This window comes from Aliikangiella sp. G2MR2-5 (genome assembly GCF_015687155.1).
Taxonomy (GTDB): domain Bacteria; phylum Pseudomonadota; class Gammaproteobacteria; order Enterobacterales; family Kangiellaceae; genus Aliikangiella.
The window spans coordinates 33,384-52,609 of record NZ_JADPQF010000004.1 but is presented as its reverse complement, the minus strand read 5'-3'; the positions used below and the strand labels follow the sequence as shown (position 1 = coordinate 52,609).

Sequence of the window (19,226 nt, the reverse complement as noted above, 5' to 3'; positions counted from 1 at the left end):
ACATTCCCGAGAGTTCTCTATTAGAGCTTAAATTCCAGGGTATAACGATATTTATTGTCTTGTGAGTTGTTGACCTCAAATACCCATTGTTTGATAGCTTTACTAGCCTGAACAACAAAGGTCTGATCCGGAATAGCATTGAGTACTTTGATATTTGTCGGGCTTCCATTTTTGTTTAGAGAAAACTCAAAGGTAACACTACCTTCAATCCCTTCAACTGCTGCCCGTCTGGGATATTCGGGATTTACGATTTTCACCGGTATGGCTTCAACATGAGCGCCAGCAGTGACATAACCGGCTAGTGAAGTTAGAAAGAAAAAAGCCAGTCCAAATAAAAGCGGCATTAAAGACAGTTTTGTGGTGATCATTTTCATAGATTCGTTCCCTAATTTACTTAATGTTATTTTTTGATTACGTTTGTAATCCGTGTTAAGTATTACACTTGTAATTCTATTTGGCAAGTTTGTTTTACAGGAAGATGGTTGCTGGATTTGTTTTGTGGGAAGAGGACCGTGAGTTTAAATGAGATAGATGAGACGCATTACTGCGCCTCAATCCTCTCTGGTATGATTTAATGAGCTTTAGCTAGTCGATATTGAGCATGTTCTAAAGGTTGCTCTTGATTGGTATTGATTACCAGCTGCATGCGGCTATCTACCGGCGCAAAGGCTTTTCCGTCGACTATCACTTTTGTTTTGATTGGGTAAACCCCCTGTGGCATCCCTTTAGGTAGTGTAAAAGTAAACTCATTATTAAAAGCTCCACAGCGCTGACTTTCTTTGTTAACTACTTTTACCAGACTTTTGAGTTCTTTGGTGGGATCCTCATTGTCATAGATGATTATTTGCTCTTTTATTTCCAGGGTTTCTTTGGCTTTGCCTCGGACTACCTCCAGCGACGATTGTATTGAGATTTTATTTCCGGCACTGACCACCTCGCCTGGCTTGATACTAGATTCATAGGACACTAGAACCGGCTCATCAGGTAGTGAATTATATTGGGATTTATACTTATCAACGACTTGCTTGTCTTCACGGGTTTGTTCAGTTTTGTAGTCGATATACATGTCATAGAGTAATTTGGCAGCAATCGCAACAGCAGCTACCGTTGCAATTCGCTTTATATTGTCACTCTTACAGCCCATGCCTGCGACCGACATTATAAAAAGAATGCTTATCGCGATTATCGTTGTTTTGGTAAACTTCATTTCAAGATCTCCATGGCTATTCGATGCGGATGGCTTTTTTCGCATCGGCTATCGCTTTTTCCGCCGATTTTTTCAATTCTAGCGCGGGTTGATAGTCTGGTACAAATGCTAGTGCTGATTCTGACTTGGCTATTGCACAGCTATAGTCATATTTTGCAAAACATTTTTTTCCATCGTTTAAAATATCTTTAGCTTTTAATAATGCTTCTTTTTGCTGATCCCCGGCTATGATTGCGCTTTGTCTTAAAGAAACTGCTTGCGCATTAGTCGGGTCAATTTTTATCGCGAGAGTGGAATTATCGATAGTACATTGGTAGTTCTTTTTCTGTAAACACGTCTCCGCTTCTGTTAACGCCTGCTTTAATTGTGTGCTAATTAGTTGCATCGCTTCCAATGCGACGGCTTTCAGTTTAGTTGCTTCAATATTATCAGCACTAACAGCCAGAATTTCATCTGACTTCTCAACTGCGCACTGATAACTCTTTGCCGCTAAGCACTTTTGACCTTCCTGCAACAGTAACAAGACTCTTTGGCTTTCCTGTTCTACCTGGACTCTGCTGAGCAATTCATTTGCGAGCTGGTGTTCGGGTTTGATTTTTAAAATGGCATTTACACTACTTTGTACACATTCGTAATCTTTCTGAAGGTGACATTCCTCGGCTGTTGCGAGAGTCTTTTGTATTACTGAGTCAATTTGGTCATGATTGAAAAATTGAGTGTAAGCAATTGCGCCTACTGAGACTGCTATCAGACTCGACAAAAGAATTGCTTGTGAAAGCTGACGTTTGCCAAGAAGAGCCTCGGAAAACTCTTCAATAGTCTGCGTTCGTTCTGTTTTCTTTAATTTTAAAGCATTACTTAATGCTCGCCACTGTCGTTTAGACAGTCCTTCGATCATTGGGGGCTCTAGTTCCATCGATAACGCAGCTGGAGCTGATTTTTGTTGATAGGGATGCTTTCCTGATAATAATTGATAGGCAATTATTGCGGCTGCGTAAACGTCATCGCTCGGACTGGGATCCTCATTGGAAAACATTTCAAGACTCGCATAACTGGGTGTCAGAGCGCCGATAGTTCCTGCGTCAAAGTGATCCTGATTTTTTAGTGCTAGTCGAGCGATTCCAAAATCGAGAATTTTGGCACCCTCTTTGGTGACAAAAATATTCGCTGGTTTCAGGTCGCAGTGGATGATGCCTTTCTGGTGAGCAAAGCTTAATGCACTGAAAATATCTTGTAGAATTTTAAACGCTTTTTCTTTGCCTAGTCCTTTTTTGGCGTGACGTTTAAGAATCTGATCCAAATCTTCGCCTTCTAACAACTCCATTGTCATATAAATCGTATCGCCATCTCGATCAAAATCATGCACTGTTACGATATTGGGGTGAGACAGACGGGAAGAGCGACTCGCTTCCCGTTGCAGGGCGATAAAAGCGTCGGGGTGTTCCTTGAAATCCGCGTTAAGTACTTTGGCTGCGACGAAGGGATTGGTATCTCTGGCTTCTACCTTGCGCAAGTCCTGTGCTTTATACACAGTTCCCATTCCTCCAGCTCCCAATGCAGACTGGAGTACAAAACGATTTTTTAAGACAATTTTGTTTTCGGCTAGTGCCTTATCTACGTCTGCCTTGGCTTTAATAAACCCTTGCCTGTTTTCTTTGGCATACAGGGATTGGCCAATTCGTGTCAGTTCAACAAGCGCCTCTGCGGAATCAGTATCGGATGTGACACTGTCTGTTATCTGGCCATTAGTATTTTCGTTATTCCCCGCCATGAGGTTTCCTGATAAGTGTTCCCAAAATAGGACAGAATATTGAGTCAAAACTATCGGTCTACAATACAGTCTCTTTCAGTTTGGCTCAAGAAACACTTCTCAGATCATAAAGGTAAATACAGATTTTCAGGCTAATTTTGCTATCAGGTTGGTCTAATTGACCAAGTTTATGTTAATTTGAAAGCCCTCAATAGCAAGCTGTTTATTAAGTATTTGATTTTTATGAAATTAACAAGTTGGCAATGGTATTGCTTATATATGCAGTTTTAATTGATAACAATAACGGTTGGGAAATATATGAAATCAACAATATGGAAATACAGCAAGCGAATATTGCTTGTTGGCTTTATCGGGCTCTCTATTTTCTTAATTAACCTCATCTGGTTCAGACCTTTCTTTATTGGTCACTTTTACGACAAGATCTTTTTTGAGTTTGCGCTGGAAAACCCACAGATGCTGACAAATATAGGGGTGAAGTATCGATATGGAGAGCTAAACGACAACTCTATTGCGGCGAATGAAGCATCTTTTGAGTTGCTGAAGAAAGATTACCAGCAGTTGAAGGAGTATGAGCGGGAAGGCCTGGAGGGCCAGGAGTTACTTTCCTACGATATTCTCGACTGGTTCCTAAAAGATCAAATGGATGCTCACAAGTACCGTTACAATGGCTACAGTGTCACTCAGCGAGGAGGGAGTTATCAGGGAATTATCAACTTTATGGTTAATATGCATCGGGTTGAAGACAGTAGTGATGCAGAGGATTATGTTTCCAGAATTTCACAAATAGGTAGTTATTTTGATAATACTCTTGAGTCGGTTAAGCAGGAGCAAGAGCATGGTGTAGTTCCGCCTGACTTTATCATCAGCAAAGTTTTAGAAAATCTTCACAATATTCGAGATCCTGAGCTGAATGAAAATGTTTTGGTGAAAGACTTCAATAAGAAAGTCGATGCGCTATCTGATCTTAGCGAAGAGGAAAAAAGCCAGCTGAAAGCGCAAATGCTTGCTCAGATGGAAGCTGTTGTTCAGCCCGCGTATGATCGCTATATTCAATTTTTCGAAAATCTGAAAGATGATGCTAATAGCAATGCTGGGGTGTGGAAATTTCCAAATGGAGCAGAATATTATCAACATCGCATTCGTTCGGTAACGACCACTGATTATACCGCCGAAGAACTTCATCAGCTTGGCTTGGTTGAAGTCGATCGTATTGTTGCTGAAATGGAAGCCATTTTGGAATCTCAGGGATACAGTGGTAAATCTGTAGGCCAAATAATGAATGAACTCGGTGAAGACCCCAAGTTTTTGTATCCTGATACTGACGAAGGTCGTGAGCAGATTTTAGCTGACTATCGAGCAATGATTACTGAGGTTGAAGCGGGCATGGATAAGGTCTTCGACATTATGCCCAAATCAGGTGTTGAAGTGAAACGCGTTCCTGAGTATCGCGAAAAAACTGCTGCAGGTGGATCATATCAGGGGCCTTCTATCGATGGTTCACGTCCGGGAATTTTCTTCGCCAATCTTTATGATATTAAAGCTACTCCGAAATTCAGTATGCGGACTCTGGCTTATCATGAAGCGATCCCTGGTCATCACTTTCAAATTGCGATCAAAACTGAGCTGGAAGGCTTGCCGATGTTCAGAAATTTCATCGGCTTTACCAGCTACTCTGAAGGCTGGGCACTTTATGCAGAAAGACTGGCGTGGGAACAAGGTTATCAACAGGAGCCCTTCAGTGATCTTGGTCGACTACAGGCTGAGTTAATGCGCGCAGTTAGATTGGTTGTTGATACCGGCATTCACCACAAGCGTTGGACTCGAGAGCAGGCGATTGATTATATGGCTTCGACCACTGGACTGGCTATGACAGACGTTGAATCGGAAATCGAACGTTACATTGTTTGGCCCGGTCAGGCACTTGCCTATAAAGTCGGGATGCTTAAAATTCTTGAGTTAAGAGAAAAGGCTGAAAAAGCGTTAGGCGACAAATACGATATTCGTAAATTCCATAATGTCGTATTAAAAAGCGGTGCTGTACCTATGACCATTCTCGAACGGATGGTGGATGATTATATCGCCCGTGATGGTGAAGTTTAATTCGAATGGTCCCCTTCCTGAAAAGGAAGGGGAATATCCCGATTAATCTTGTCAGATAGTACTAAATCAGATGATATTACTCGGTTTTTTCCGGTGTTTTCGCAAACAAAAAAATTCCCCCCTTAGCTTCAGTATCATCTTTAATCATAGCTTGATCTTTCATATTGCCAATAAAGAGTATCGTTACATTCTTTAGAAAATTGTCACCAAGTAATTGTAATTCTTTCTGGAGTACCGCTGCAGCTAATCTTGAACGACTTCCGGAACAAGCGACGTTAAGGTGTATCGATGAAGCATGACCAATATTATTAGTTCTTCTTGTATTAAATTCGTTAATTGCACCAAGAAAACTTCGAGATAGTTCTTAGCCTGGATCGGGCGGCACAAACTGAATCCCATGTGAAATTTTTTCTAATTTTGCTTCGTCACAACTTGATGCGTCAAAATAAAGGCGTTGTGCACCCAATAGATTTTTGGCAAGCTCCAGACGATCCGAATAACTGTCGTCAAGATAATCCGAGTTGATACTTTTACTAGTGTAATAACTTAGCGAAAGTATCAACAGGAATTTTTTTATAGCTAAGAGAAGATAGCATAAGAAGTACAACTACCTTTTCAAAATATCTTTTTTAATTTCTTTCCAGTCATCCGGAAGTCTAAACTGTAGAGTGTACTTTAAGTTTGTCTTTGCATTGCTCTTTGTATCAAAGCGCCATTGTTTGATTGCTTTAGTAGCATCTTTATCAAATATCCCATGCGGTATGGAGTGGACTATTTTCAGGTTTCTGGGAGTTCCATCATTATCCAGATCAAAACTAAATTTAACCTCTCCTTCAATATCGTTATTCACGGCTTCACGTGGATAGTCTGGTTGAATTACCTTGACCGGAACAGGACCTTCCGACTGAATTGCTCCATTGTTTTGAGCGACAATCAAACTGGTGAAACCTAGCGATATCAAGGCAAAAGGTAACAGCAGCCATTTATGCCAGGCTCGATATTTACTTTTGCCAATCATCATTATTCTATTTTTAACAAGCTTGGAGTAATTCCATTGGCTAAATGGTAATTGATAATTAAATGCCACCGCTTCGTCTAGTAGTGTCATTGCGTAGTCTTTTGGATCGATCTCGGATTGAGCTTCCAATACCCCCTGATCACAAGAAAGCTCCTGATCAGCCTCAAAATATTTATCAGCAACATAGATTACCGGGTTAAACCAAAAGATACATTTGAAAATATTACGAAATTGATTGATTAAGTGATCACGTCTTTGAAAATGAAAAAGTTCATGACACAGAATAATCTCCTGTTGTAGAACATTCATTTCTTCAAAGCGTCTCGGAAGTATGATCTTGGCTTCTGTGATCCCAAATATCCCTGGGCAATTAACTAACCTGCTTTGGGTTAGCCTAAAACCAGCAGGAGCGTTGCTGATGATTTTTTGTAGTAGAGGACTTTGTGGCTGATATGAGTAGTCAGTTAGAGATTTGTTTAATTGATAATAACCAATGAAATAACGACCTAAAGAAAAAGCGAAGCCTCCAAGCCAGATACCAAGAGCAAGATAAATGAACTTGCCATCAATCTGGTTTCCGAGCTTCTCTATCGATGGAATCAGACTCACTTGACTGGCAAAAAACATGCTGTTGCCATTTGAAGAAGCTGCGACAAAGTCGAAGTTGGGGAAAAGTAAAAACAAAGGTATCAAAAGCCATAGTTGATAGGAAGTTCTGACACTTAGGTACTTAACAATAAAGGGACGTATGAAGAGTATGAGCAGAATTAGAAATGAGATACCTGCCAGCTTATAGTAAAAGTACTCGGCGATGGTTTCGATCACTTTTTCTTTCCTTCTGCTGAGTCCAGCTGATTAACCAGACCTTTAAGCTCTTCGATATCTTTGGATGAAAGCTTGTCAGTTTTGGCGAATGCTGCAATCAATGAACTGACATTACCTTTGAAAACGCGCTCTACAAAATTTTCACTGGCATCAATGATATAGTCTTCCTCTTTCAATACTGGAAAATAGAGATATTCCCTACCTTGTTTTTCAAAGTCAATCGCACCTTTTTTTAATAGGCGATTGATTAATGTTTTCACTGTTTTATCTTGCCATTCCAGACAAGGATCGAGTTGGCCAATAATTGTTTTTGCAGATAGTGGCGACGATTGCCACAAGAGGTCCATGATATATTTTTCAGAGTCGCTGATTTTCATAGCTAAGTGTTATTTTGATTACGCATGTAATTTATTAGTTAGTATTACATTTGTAATCATAATTTGTAAAGTGTTTTCTAAGAGAGGAATTTCTGTGTTCGAATCAGAGAGCCGCTTTTTGTGGCCCTATTTAATTGCTTCCTCTGTATCCAGTACTATAACGCCATCAATTAATCGGGACCAATCTGCTTCGCTTGGTTTTATGTAATTGATAAGCTTTGCTTCCACTTTTCCAAGCTGCGTCAGTGCGTTATTATCCAAATATATCCATTCTCCCGAATGATTTTTGCTGATAACCTGTTCCAGAGCGCCTCGATTTGCTTTCGGTACAGCATGAATTTTGGTACCACGACCGAAACTTCCTTTCAGTGCAGTAAACCCAATGCGGGCGACTGATTTTTCATAGAGTTCATTCAGATGTTGGCCCATGGGTATAAGCTGTCCGGATATTCCTTGATTGCTCTTGAGTGCGTGAATTGTTGCAGTCCAGATGACTAACTTCTTCTTTGATTTTAGCGATGGGCGAGAAAAATACTCGACAATATTCGAAAACATCGCCTTGTCTCTAGCGTTAAAAGTATTTCCAGAAAAAGCATCGAGGAAGCTTTTCAGGTTATTGTTCATTAGTGCTATCTGCTTACTGTCTTCATTATGTTTAAATTTTTGCGTGGCTGTTTTAATTTTATCGAGACAGCTCTGTAATTCAGCGATTACTTCTTTGCCGAAAGGTGTTTCCTGAGTATATTGCCATTGCGTTAATTGGGTAATTTTCTTTTTACATTCGATTTTTTCCTGATCAAGGTAGCGGGTCAATTGATCTGGTAGTTCTTTTTGTGCAAAAAACTGTCCTCTTCCACCTATCTGATGGTCAAAGCCAAATATCTCCAGCTTGCTATTTTGGGCCTCTTCAAAGAGATAGACAAAAAACTCTTCGAGTACTTTTGCCGAAGACAAAAAGTAGCTAACGGACTGTTGTAGTCGTTTTGCGCTGGCATTACCCGTATGAAGTTTATTACTAAAATCGATCAGATCATAAACCTGGCTTTCCAGCCCCAGTTGATTGAAATTACATGTTTCAATGAGTTGACGCGTTATTTGAGCTTTGACTTTCAGTGTTTTTGCGCTGCCATGATTGGCGTCTTCACCGAGTATAACAATGTCCTTGTCACATAAATCTTCGAGCAAACGAGTAAGCTCAGATGAATATATTGGAGTAGTTTTCAATGAAGCTTTAGAAATAGCAGAAAAGCTGACAGTGAATAAAAATACTAAAGTTACTATCCTGAAAAGCATTGATTTTCCCTTATATAGCTGTAAGATTTTAATAGTAAGTGACAAGCAAAGTGCAAAAATCTCTAGCTAATGTCACATCAGTGACTGACTTTATTCACTACATGAGCCGAATAGTTGACCTTGAGGAGAAGTAATCAGGGAGACAATTCGATAATCTCTTTTTTCGCAGATATGGCCTGGGCCAATAAGATTAAGTCGTCTTTTATATCCTCAATCCACCACACTTTAGGATGGACTTTTTCAATTATTTCGAATTTGTTATCTTGCAAATTAAAACGCCACAGCTCGTCATTTCTCCCAACACCAAAGACTTCATCTTGAACGAGTACAATGGGCTTTCCTGTTATTTGAGCCGGGCTAATTGCTAGTTGCCGGATGCTATTTTTTTCCTGTATCCAGAGACCGAGATCCTCTTTCAGGAAGATAAATCCGTCTTTATATTTTTTTGCCCAAAGTAGTGGATATTCTATCTGGATAGTTGATTCTTCTCCGATATAATCTATTTCTAGCATTTGACTTTGCGAGCCTGAAGTAGCTAATACATACAAGCGCTTATCATGTGGCCAGTCTAACAAAGATTTGAAAGTTATGGCTGAAGGAAATATGGTTGAAGCTCCCTTTAAGTTATTGATGATTAATCGATCATTAGCGACATAAGCGAGCATTTCACCATTCGGAGACCATTCGATTCCATTCACGTTTTCCTTATTTTTCAAGTGACTTAGTTGGCGAATCGAACCATCTTCTGCAAGCCAAACCTGTTGACTACCTGAACGCGATGATACAAAAGCAATCTGGTCTGTTTTAGGATTAAATCTAGCCTGACTTTCGAGGCGAGTAGATCGTTCAAAACTAGGATAGGGCTGAAAGACTTGATTAAATCCTACTTCGAACTCTTTTTTTCTATGTAAATCTTTCATCCCCACTAATGCCAGATCAATATCAACGGTACCCATTGAAGCAACGATTTTATTTTCTGATGGATGGTAGCTGGGAGAATAGACTTTCTCGCTGGAAGAAATTTCAATCGGAAACAAATTCCCATCGAGTGAAAGGTGAAATAGACCTGTTTGAAGGTTGGTAACCAGAGACCTGCCTCGGGAATCAAAACTACTGTAGTAGCGTTGATTTTTTGAGAGGTTGTCAATTGGTTTTATCCGACGGATAGACTCAAGCTTGCCACTGGTGTTGAGTAACTCTATGTAATGCGTATTTGAACTATCGCTACCAATAACGGCTATTTTTTCACTTATTCTGGAATAATCAAAGTCGTAAAGCACCATGTTTGGTGAGCGGTAAAATTCTGTTAGCTGATTGCTACGAGCGTCAAATCGCATCAGTTTTTGCCTGTTTCTATCTTGTTTCAGCATCAAAATATCACCGTTATTAAGCCAAACAGGATTAGTAGTTGGAGACTCGTCGCAATCGAGTCTTTGTGTGGCGGTAACTGGTGATTGCAGTGCCGCGGCAAAATCCAGAGTTTGCAGGCGCCAACATTGACTATGTTCGATTTGCGTATTGCTCTGACAGTTTTCCTGTTTGATAAATGCTATCTGAGTCCCATCATAAGACCAGCTATGTGCACCATAAACACCAGCGTCTTTAGTTAAGCGATATTCTTTTTGAGTTTTTAGATCTTTTGCCCAGATATGGTTTTCACACACATCAAGATAACGATGATAAACCAGGTAACGACCATCAGGAGAATAGTTGGGATTGAATTCTTTTTCATCGCTCGCGGTAATCGGTGTGATGTGGTTATAACGCAAGGATAGTGATGGTGAAGAATAGTAAAACCAAAATACCGAGCCTGCTAGTGCGAGTAAAACAACTGCGAACGATGAGGACCAGTGATTCAAAATTTTCTTATTGTTACCAGAATGACTAGCGTTATCTGGACGCCACTCTACCGGAAGTTCAAGGCTGTATCCTTTCTTTGAGTGTGTTTTGATAACTTCCTGTCTACGACTGTCATCTCCTAATACTTTTCTTAGTTGAGCGATACAACGTTGTAACGTATTCGGGCTAACGGTACTCTCACCCCAAATACGCTCCATAATCTCATCATGAGAAACAACTTCTCCCTGCATGTCCGCCAAGAGAGCTAATACCGCTAATATTCTCGGTTGGAGCGATTCTAAAGTCGAACCATTTCTAATTTGATTGCGGTTCAGGTCAACTTCAAATTGCCCAACTCTGAAGTGTCTTTTCATAAGAGTGACTTTGCTAGCTAAATTCAGTCTGCAAGAGTATCAGCCCTGCAAGCTTTATAAAACAACAAAAATCAGCTTTTAATCAGGTAAAAATCGAGCTTTTTATTTTGAAAAGGGTAGCTTACGAGTCATTCAAGTCGCAGGTGTACAATTAATCATCAGGAGAAATGCATGCCAAATCAAAAGATAGCTAGTGGAGTAATATTGTTAGTATTTTTAATTGTCTCGGGATGGAGCCTTAGTCCAGACGCTGTGGCAATTGTTAAGGGAGCCCAGATGAAAACTCAGAAAATCACTAACAATTTTTACGTGATTATCGGTGGAAATGGTTTGGGGGCTAACACAGGTGTTCTGGTAGAAGATGAAGGAATCACTTTGATTGATTCGGCCAACATTCACGAAGAAAGCCATCAGCAGCTGATGAAAGCGATAAGGGCAATTTCAGATAAACCAGTTAAATATGTAATTAATACCCATCATCACCGGGATCATAGTGGTGGTAATGAGTTTTTTGCCAAGCAGGGGGCCACTGTCATTGCCCAGGAAAATGCGCTTATTGTCCGCCAAGCAGACTTTGTTCATCTAACGTTTAAGAATCGTCTTACACTCAGATTTGGTGCCGAGACCATTGAGGCCTTTCACGTTAATGCACATACCATGGATGATGCCATCATCTATTTAAAGAAGGCCAATGTCGTTTTTACCGGCGATACTCATGCAACGACTTGGGGTCCTTCGGTGAGTAATGGAGGAATACAGGGAATAAAGTCTGTGCTTAATTTTGCAATTGATCTAAGTGATGAGAAAACCAAAGTTGTACCTGGACATGGTGAGGTGGTCAACAAACAACATGTAATCAAATACTTGCAAGACACTTTGGAATGGTCTGATTACGTTATAAATCAGCAAAAGCAAGGTATTACTACTGAATCATTAGTAAAAGATAAAAAAGTACACGCGTTATTTGAGCGATTTAACGGCAACAATAAAGAGCAATTTATGACTGCAGATATGATGAGTCGACGCATTGACTGGCATATTCGAAGCAGCAGTTTTTCTGAATCAGAAATATCGCTACCAGCGTTTGAAATAGAAAAGTTTGTGGGCTTTTATCACCTACCAGGTGGGAAAGTCGCCGAAATTTATGCGGAGGAAGGGAGGCTTTTTCTAAGATTTAAAGGAGAACATGTCACGGAATTATTACCTCGAAAAGGCGGAAAATTTGAATTTCGAAACTGGAACAACGGTGAGTATTTAACATTTGAATTTGATGCAAGCAGTGAGAAATATCAACTGAGGATTTATGAAGAAGAAAAACCGGTGATCGCCACTAGAACTAGCTTGACTGCTAGATAGTAATTGAGGAGACACATCAATGCATAAAAGTATAGCGTTATGGTCGCTCGCTATTGCAATACTTGCCTATTTATTTGGCATTCCAGAAGCAGTTGCCGATGAAACTAGTATGACGGGCGAAAATGAGAAGTTGCAACTGGTAAAAATATTCTTCGAAAAGGTTGACAGTCAGGCTGATATTGATAGCAAATTTACTTATTTAACTAATGACTTCGTCTATATTCATGAAGGATATGGTGGGGAGTACTCTAGGCAAGATCTCTACAATGGATTTCTCAGAAACTGGAAAAATGGAAATTATAAAGACTCTGAACCGGTGAAGATACTTAGTACATTTTCTGGATTGAATATGCTGGTTATCAAACGGGAGCCTGGAGGTACTACTTTGTTCGAATTTGAGAAAGATAAAATCTCCAGGATTAAAGAATATTGGTAACTTTTGAAAGTAAGATTATTGATAGCCAGAAAGTTTCTGGCTACGATTCTCGCGCCAACTTTGCCACATAATAGGTAAAACAATTAATGTAATTCCACTTATAGTCCAAATATCCACAGCTTCATCAAAGATCAACCATCCAAGTAATGCCGCAAAAATAAGTCCAGAGTACTCCGCTACTGAAATTGCACTGGCATCTGCGCGCTGAAATGCATACACGCAACACGCTTGATAGATTAGCAAGCAGACGCAGGCACCAGAGGCGAGAATTAATAGCTCCTGAGTTATCGGCTGCCAATAGAAAACTGCGATTGCACCGGTGATTGGCAGGGTTAACAAGTTACTCCAGAATAAGGTATTGAGCGGGTGACTGGTAGGAAGCCACTTAACCGAAATGTTATATCCTGCGACAGCGAAGGCGGTGACTAAAGCGAGAAAACCTGCCAGATCGATGTACTCGGGGCGAAAAGCGACAATAACACCTGCAAATCCACATAAAGTAACAATTAGTCTTTCTCGGGTTATAGATTCCCTAAAGAACAATTTGGCCATTAAAACTGTGATTAGCGGGGCAGAATAAAAAATCACATTGGCAGTAGCGAGCGGTAAGTACAAAATCGCGATTACCGCTGATGGACCGCCGATATTGGTGAGCACCGCTCGAGCACAGTGAACTTTTAAGTTAATCGGGTTACGCTGTACCTTACTCAAACGCAACCAGAATGGTAGCAAAATAGTAAATACAGCAAGCTGTCTTAGAAAAATATACTGATATACACTGACTTCTGCGGCCGTTAGTTTAACAATAACGTCAACAAAAGTGGCGAAGAGGTTACCTGCAATCAAACTAATTATTGCAAGCATCACTATACTGATATTTCTCATTGCAATTGTTTGACTGGCTATTGCGGCTTTCTTTCCATACCGATGTGTGGAATATTATCCTCCAGATATTCACTGCCCACGGCAATAAAGTTTTGTTGACGATAATAACCTTGCAAGTGAGACTGGGCTGAAATGTGGCAAGTTTTATCTGGCCAGTGACTATCGAGAATTGCAACTGCTTTCTCAAGCATTTGATGTCCCAGGCCTGTCCCTCGAGCTGACGCAGAAGTAACAACCCGCCCGAGTGAAGGCATATCAGGATAGCTTATACCAGGAGATAATATTCTCATATAAGCGACAATATTTTCATTGTCATTACGGATCGTATCCACGCCAAAAAAGTGCATTGCTCCGGGCTGATAGTCTTTACCATCGAGATCACTATAGGGGCAATCCTGCTCTACTACGAAAATATCAATGCGTAATCTTATAATTTGATAGAGCTCGTTATTGGTTAACTCATCAAAAGGTTTTAGGTACCATTCAATTGCCATTAGAATCGATCCGGTTGACTTCAAATTAGATAAGGTCAATTTAATATAGTTGGCCTAATTTAGGCGTTAACATTTGTTAATATAGTAGAAGATTATTTTAAGTTTAGCCGTTTCTTTATTCTACTGAGGCTCACTGGTGTCAGATTTAGATAGGAAGCGAGTAATCTGGCTGGAACACGATTTACAAAGTCAGGGAAAAGTTCATAAGTTTTGACGACTTTCTCCTGATTATTGTTAACTAGCAGTAACTCTTCTTTAATTTCTTTTTGGTAGAGGTGAAGCCCCAGCTGAGCAATATGATAGTCTTTCCATTGAGAATGTTCTTTAACTAAACTCAAGTAGTTGCTGAGGGGAATTTTTACTAGTCGACAATTTTCAACCGATTCAATCGAATAAGGAAGCGGCTCATCTCTAAGAATACTGCGTAGCGAAAAAATAGTATCCCCTTCCCAATAGAATTCTTTACTGCAGATATTGCCCTGTTCGGTTTCATAAATCGCTCGAAGAAGCCCCTTTATCACCAGATAAATACAATCTGGCTTTTCTCCCATAGAAAACAGTCTGTACCCTGTTGGAATATCAATTTCTTTCGCATTATGTAAGAGTCTATCAAGGGCTAACTCCGGCAGTGGCGTATGGCCACTCATTATCCGAATAACTGTGTGTTTAATAACTGTCACTATGCATGAATCCAGCAGTAAATAGAAGTATCGTTTTTGTTGCAGAGAATGATAGTTTAATCGTTTTGCTTTTTTACCGCTATTCGTTCGTATTAATTTGCCCTGGTATATACCAGGCGCTTTTCGTTACCTGCAATTTCCTGATAACGAAAGAGATGGAAATTGATTGCCAGAAAAAACAGGCGTCGGCTAACGGGATCAGACTCCTCTAGTACCAGGGTGAGAAAATGGCCAGATCCAAACAGGGCTTTCTTGCCGAAGGATTGCTTCGGGGTGATTTTGAAACATTAAGTTCTCAATTTTATCTACCTGGCTATTCGGCACATCGATCATGATTAGAAAACGTCCATTTTCGATTTCTTGCTGGAAAGGTTTTAGCCTGATATTCTCATTTTGTAGTCCGAGTAAAGCGCCGTGGAACAGTCCACCCAGAAGCAAAACGAAGAATATTGCTAATAAGAACCCACTCTCAGGTAGTCGTCCGTGAATAGGGATGGGCGAAATCAGGAAAAACACTATAGTACCGACTGCCAGACCTTTGATAAAGCCGCGTTCTGTACTATGAATCAAATCGGTTTTCTGGAGAGCATTTGCCGAATGAATATGACGCTTATACAGCCCTTTTTCGTCTTTGCTGATGACGTGAAAATTCCAGTCAGAAACTCCCGTTTCATGTAGATCGTCCGATATTTCCTGAGTACTCTGAATATCATCTGTTAAGTAGTAGAGTCGTTTCATCTTTCCATCCTCCCTGTGAAACATGGTAATTAAACACCAGTCTTTTTAACTGGAATAGCTCTCTTTCTAATCTAATTGAGCACAAATGTGAAAACCAGTGATTCACTCATCAAGTAACAGATTAATTTAAAGACACTATCTGATATATCTGGAGGCTTTAACAATTTAAATCTAGGAGCCTTTTGGACTCAAATCCGTTTTGGTATTTTGGTCGTGGATGAGATACCAGTGACTTCCCTGTTTTTCAAAAATCAGGCTGAGATAGTGATCGAGGTGATATGGCTTTCCGCCTCTGTCAGCTTCGTTATAGTCGATCAACAATAAAGCATGACCGAAGGTATTTGAGCTGTACTTGCTTATAACTTTAAAGTTAAAGGTCCAGCCATCCTGTTTGAACCACTCTTTTAACATCTGTCGGTACTCTGCAGAGTCATCAAAGTATTTGCCATTGGGCAGGATAAATGTCAATTTAGCTTCAGGCGTTATCGTTTTTTCGAAAGCTTCAAAGTCTTTCGTCTGGATAGCTTGAAGGTGCTGTGACAAAGTACACTCGAAATCACAGTGAGTGGTTGATTCTGCCATCACCGCAGTTGTCAGAGCATAAAGTGAAATTAGTGCCCCAGTTAGTTTTAGTCGCTGCATGCCTGCTCCTCAGGTATTGATATATTGGTTTTATTATTCAGGATCGTTTCATCATTGGGCAAATTGAATTATTCTGATATCGCTTATTGAGCTAGGATTTTTACTGCCATGGTAGCCTGTCTGTTTGGCACAGATATAAGGTAAACTTGCTTACTGCAACTAGATGCTAACTAACAACCGTATTATAAATGCTCGAATCCATCACTAGTCTAAACATTGGTTTTTCTCTCGTAATCGCTTTGGTATTGCTTGTCAGCTACCAGTTTTTTATGAAAAGTAATAATAAGACTTTTGGTGCGAGAGCTGGAACATTTATTTTTTTAGTTGGTATCAGTGCGCTTCAATTAGAGCATTTAAGGTATTTCGAGCTAAATACACAACCCTTGAATACGACTTACTATCGATTTCTTCTCTTTTCTGTCCCTTCGATGTTTTATTTTTTCAGTCGGCTGGTTTTGTTTCCTGACTATAAAATTCGGCTGGTCAGCCTGCTTCATTTAATCCCCATTGTGTTGGTTCCTATTTTGGAGAGAAATTTGGCTGTGCCTTTGGCTTTTGTTATTGGCGCCGGTTATTGTCTCTGGCTGACACAATTGCTTTATCGATTAAGGGCTCATCGAAACCGGTTCGAGCTTGAGTTTTTCTTTGTCGCCTTTTTCTCGATTTTCGCCCTCGGTGTATTGGCCGTTGGTTTTTCTGCATCTTATATCGATGATGCCTATTTCTACCACTTTTATGCTAACGGTATAGCGTTTGCCTATATGCTGGTAACTGCGGCGCTGATTATTTACCCGGATTTACTCAATGAGCTAACCGAAGTGGTTAAGTTGAGTTACTCGAACTCGACTCTGAATAATGTGGATATTGAAAATGCCAAGGAAAAGCTGGAAAAATTGATGCAAAAATCCAATATCTATCAAAATGAAAACCTTAATCTTTCTTCTCTGGCTGAAGCCATGGAGCTTAGCGGACATCAGCTATCCGAGTTGATCAATACCCAGTTTGGTGCGAGTTTTTCCCAGTATCTGCGAGAAGTCAGAGTAGAGCGAGCCAAGTACCTGCTTAAGAGTGAGCCGAAATCCTCTATTCTCTCAATCAGCATGGAAACCGGATTTAAATCCCAGTCGAACTTTTATGCAGCCTTCAAAGAGCTGACCGGGCAATCGCCTGGGAGTTATCGAAAGTCGATAGAATAAGACCTTCCAAGATTCTCTTCTCTTCATGCGCAGGGAATACTCGCTTTCCCTATTAAACTCCAGTTTTATCATTCAGGAATTTTATAAGTTATTGAAAATAATAGATAATATTTTTATTTATTCAACCTTTATCAAACAGGAGTTTTCTAAACTCAGCTCTCGTTAGGATGCTTCCAAGGACACACTTTACTAAATCTTGGGAGTTAATATGAAAATCCTGATTATTGGCGGTTATGGCACATTTGGGAAAAGACTGGTCAACAGCCTGCTTTATTACCGTGACCACCAAATCGTAATAGGTGGACGTTCGAAAGAGAAGTTGGCGAAAGCCAGGCATATGATTCGCGTATCGATGAACAGCGTGATCGATACCGTCGAGCTTGATGTGCTTAATAGTGATTTAGTCAAGACATTTGCACATATCGAACCCGACTTGGTAGTCAATGTTTCCGGTCCTTATCAGCTGCAAACGATGCAGGAAACCTATAGGGTGGCTAAAGCTTGCCTTAATACGGGCTGTCACTACGTTGATTTGGCTGACGACAGAAAATTTGTCGGTAATTTTGCCCGGCAATTAAATGATGAGGCAAAACAAAATGAACTGGTAATGGTGACCGGAGCCAGTACGGTTCCTGCATTAACCGATGCAGTGATTACTCACTATGAGCCACAGTTCAAATCCATCAATTCAATTTATTACGGCATTTCTCCCGGAAATCGGACTGAGCGGGGCAAAGGTACTGTCGGGTCAATTCTTTCTTATACCGGCAAACCTTTCGACACTTTGATTAACGGGGACTTCAGACAGGTTTACGGCTGGCAGGATTTAACTCGCTACGACTTTGGCGGCTCAATTGGCAAGCGCTGGATGAGCAACTGCGAAATACCTGATCTGGATTTAATTCCGGCGTTATACCCCGAAATTAAAAGTGTTCGCTTTCAGGCCGGGTTGGAAGTTTCATTGTTGCATCTGGGCCTATGGCTACTTTCCTGGTTTCCCCGTTTAAAACTTATCAAAACATGGCGAACTTTTACCAATGTTTTGGTCGCCATGAGCGAATGGTTTAAAAGTTGGGGCAGCGATTGTGGGGGCATGTTTATCGAGCTTGGCGGAGTCGGCGATAACGGAGAGACAAAAAAAGCAGTCTGGCAGTTAGTCGCTGAAGACGGGGTGGGGCCGAATGTACCGACGATTGCGGCTGAACTGGTCGTTAATAAGATCGCTAATGGAGAACTCGGAGCAGGCGCCTATCCCTGTACCGGTTTGTTTACTCTGGAAGAGTTTTTAATCCTGGCCGGTCGCTGGGGAATTTATCAGCGGGAGATCAAATGATGACTGGAATGCCTCCTGAACAAACAATCAAAAAGGATTGGAAGCAAGGACTTAATTACGTTGATTTAGTCGGGTGGAATAACTGGATAAGAATTCATCCGGCGGTTCGCAAACGTTTTTCTACGAACGCTCACAGAGCCGTAACTTATACAGGTGTAATGAATGAAGTGCATTTATCTTTTGTTGGAAAAATATTTGCTCATTTGTGCCGGTTAATTGGAACTCCCTTAGCGCTTTATCAGGGAAAAGATGTGCCGATGGAAGTAAAGGTTTATCCCAATGAAAAGCTGAAAGGAATGACATGGGAGCGTTTTTATCAATATGAGGATAAGCCGGTCAATCGAGTAAACTCTACCAAATGCATTTTGCCTAAAGAACTGCTTGGAGAAGCTGGCTTGGTGGAAATGGTGGGCTGTGGTTTTGGAATGAAACTTAATGTTCGCGAAGAAGAAGGAGCGATAGTGTTTGAAAGTGAGTATTTCTTTTGGCAGTTGGGCGGTAATAAAATTCGAATTCCGGATTGGTTGACGCCGGGCAAGACAATTGTTTCTCAGCGGGCAATTAACGACAAAGAGTTTGAATTTAGATTGGATGTCAGGCATTCGGTTCTGGGGGTAGTTTTTAGGCAGTTCGGTGTGTTCGAAGAAAAAGTGTGAATAAGA

At 40.5% G+C, this 19,226-nt stretch carries 18 protein-coding genes; 6 read left to right on the top strand and 12 right to left on the bottom strand.

The annotated features are described in order from the left end of the window. Positions 1 to 20 precede the first annotated feature (20 nt). The 3 genes from IYN84_RS13260 to IYN84_RS13250 all read right to left on the bottom strand — a co-directional run bounded on the left by IYN84_RS13260 (position 21) and on the right by IYN84_RS13250 (position 2,978). Complete coding sequence (locus IYN84_RS13260) at positions 21 to 374, bottom strand: energy transducer TonB (protein WP_196139723.1); 354 nt, start codon at positions 372 to 374, stop codon at positions 21 to 23. Positions 375 to 571: 197 nt separating this feature from the next. Continuing rightward, positions 572 to 1,207 carry a hypothetical protein gene (locus IYN84_RS13255; RefSeq protein WP_196139722.1) on the bottom strand — a complete coding sequence of 212 codons (636 nt, stop codon included), beginning with the start codon at positions 1,205 to 1,207 and terminating at the stop codon, positions 572 to 574. A gap of 16 nt (positions 1,208 to 1,223) precedes the next feature. Next, on the bottom strand, positions 1,224 to 2,978 hold the full coding sequence (locus IYN84_RS13250) for a serine/threonine-protein kinase (RefSeq protein ID WP_196139721.1): 1,755 nt from the start codon (positions 2,976 to 2,978) through the stop codon (positions 1,224 to 1,226). A gap of 297 nt (positions 2,979 to 3,275) precedes the next feature. On the opposite strand from IYN84_RS13250, the gene IYN84_RS13245 reads away from it, so the two are divergent. Then, positions 3,276 to 5,078 (top strand): DUF885 family protein, encoded by a 1,803-nt coding sequence (locus tag IYN84_RS13245; protein ID WP_196139720.1) that lies wholly within the window; start codon positions 3,276 to 3,278, stop codon positions 5,076 to 5,078. Positions 5,079 to 5,685: 607 nt separating this feature from the next. Here the strand turns inward: IYN84_RS13245 and IYN84_RS13240 are convergent. The 4 genes from IYN84_RS13240 to IYN84_RS13225 all read right to left on the bottom strand — a co-directional run bounded on the left by IYN84_RS13240 (position 5,686) and on the right by IYN84_RS13225 (position 10,804). Beyond that, positions 5,686 to 6,921: a M56 family metallopeptidase gene (locus IYN84_RS13240; RefSeq protein ID WP_196139719.1), complete on the bottom strand. Its 1,236-nt coding sequence runs from the start codon at positions 6,919 to 6,921 to the stop codon at positions 5,686 to 5,688. Then, positions 6,918 to 7,298, bottom strand: coding sequence for a BlaI/MecI/CopY family transcriptional regulator (locus IYN84_RS13235; protein ID WP_196139718.1), 381 nt, complete (start codon positions 7,296 to 7,298; stop codon positions 6,918 to 6,920). Before IYN84_RS13235 ends, IYN84_RS13240 begins: the two co-directional genes overlap by 4 nt. A gap of 126 nt (positions 7,299 to 7,424) precedes the next feature. After that, entirely contained in the window at positions 7,425 to 8,591 is a 1,167-nt protein-coding gene (locus IYN84_RS13230) for an erythromycin esterase family protein (protein ID WP_196139717.1), read from the bottom strand. A gap of 134 nt (positions 8,592 to 8,725) precedes the next feature. Beyond that, positions 8,726 to 10,804, bottom strand: a complete 2,079-nt coding sequence (locus IYN84_RS13225; protein WP_196139716.1) for a winged helix-turn-helix domain-containing protein — start codon at positions 10,802 to 10,804, stop codon at positions 8,726 to 8,728. A 171-nt stretch (positions 10,805 to 10,975) separates the two neighbouring features. Here IYN84_RS13225 and IYN84_RS13220 point away from each other — a divergent pair, with 171 nt between their 5' ends. Further along, complete coding sequence (locus IYN84_RS13220; protein ID WP_196139715.1) at positions 10,976 to 12,160, top strand: MBL fold metallo-hydrolase; 1,185 nt, start codon at positions 10,976 to 10,978, stop codon at positions 12,158 to 12,160. Positions 12,161 to 12,179: 19 nt separating this feature from the next. After that, complete coding sequence (locus IYN84_RS13215) at positions 12,180 to 12,596, top strand: hypothetical protein (protein WP_196139714.1); 417 nt, start codon at positions 12,180 to 12,182, stop codon at positions 12,594 to 12,596. Positions 12,597 to 12,611: 15 nt separating this feature from the next. Here the strand turns inward: IYN84_RS13215 and IYN84_RS13210 are convergent, their stop codons facing one another. From IYN84_RS13210 to IYN84_RS13190, 5 genes are all read right to left on the bottom strand, one after another. Further along, positions 12,612 to 13,481: a DMT family transporter gene (locus IYN84_RS13210; protein WP_196139713.1), complete on the bottom strand. Its 870-nt coding sequence runs from the start codon at positions 13,479 to 13,481 to the stop codon at positions 12,612 to 12,614. 17 nt (positions 13,482 to 13,498) lie between these two features. Then, positions 13,499 to 13,975 carry a GNAT family N-acetyltransferase gene (locus IYN84_RS13205; protein WP_196139712.1) on the bottom strand — a complete coding sequence of 159 codons (477 nt, stop codon included), beginning with the start codon at positions 13,973 to 13,975 and terminating at the stop codon, positions 13,499 to 13,501. Between the two features lie 92 nt (positions 13,976 to 14,067). Next, a complete protein-coding gene (locus tag IYN84_RS13200; RefSeq protein ID WP_196139711.1) occupies positions 14,068 to 14,655 on the bottom strand; it encodes a Crp/Fnr family transcriptional regulator in 588 nt (195 codons plus the stop codon). A gap of 198 nt (positions 14,656 to 14,853) precedes the next feature. Then, positions 14,854 to 15,393, bottom strand: coding sequence for a hypothetical protein (locus tag IYN84_RS13195; RefSeq protein ID WP_196139710.1), 540 nt, complete (start codon positions 15,391 to 15,393; stop codon positions 14,854 to 14,856). 171 nt (positions 15,394 to 15,564) lie between these two features. Next, on the bottom strand, positions 15,565 to 16,035 hold the full coding sequence (locus tag IYN84_RS13190) for a nuclear transport factor 2 family protein (RefSeq protein ID WP_196139709.1): 471 nt from the start codon (positions 16,033 to 16,035) through the stop codon (positions 15,565 to 15,567). A gap of 188 nt (positions 16,036 to 16,223) precedes the next feature. On the opposite strand from IYN84_RS13190, the gene IYN84_RS13185 reads away from it, so the two are divergent. The 3 genes from IYN84_RS13185 (at position 16,224) to IYN84_RS13175 (ending at position 19,220) form a co-directional block, all read left to right on the top strand. Beyond that, complete coding sequence (locus IYN84_RS13185) at positions 16,224 to 17,231, top strand: helix-turn-helix domain-containing protein (protein WP_210330474.1); 1,008 nt, start codon at positions 16,224 to 16,226, stop codon at positions 17,229 to 17,231. A 208-nt stretch (positions 17,232 to 17,439) separates the two neighbouring features. Beyond that, positions 17,440 to 18,564 carry a saccharopine dehydrogenase family protein gene (locus tag IYN84_RS13180; RefSeq protein ID WP_196139707.1) on the top strand — a complete coding sequence of 375 codons (1,125 nt, stop codon included), beginning with the start codon at positions 17,440 to 17,442 and terminating at the stop codon, positions 18,562 to 18,564. After that, positions 18,561 to 19,220, top strand: coding sequence for a DUF4166 domain-containing protein (locus IYN84_RS13175; RefSeq protein WP_196139706.1), 660 nt, complete (start codon positions 18,561 to 18,563; stop codon positions 19,218 to 19,220). The genes IYN84_RS13180 and IYN84_RS13175 overlap by 4 nt, the downstream gene beginning before the upstream one ends. Positions 19,221 to 19,226 lie beyond the last annotated feature (6 nt).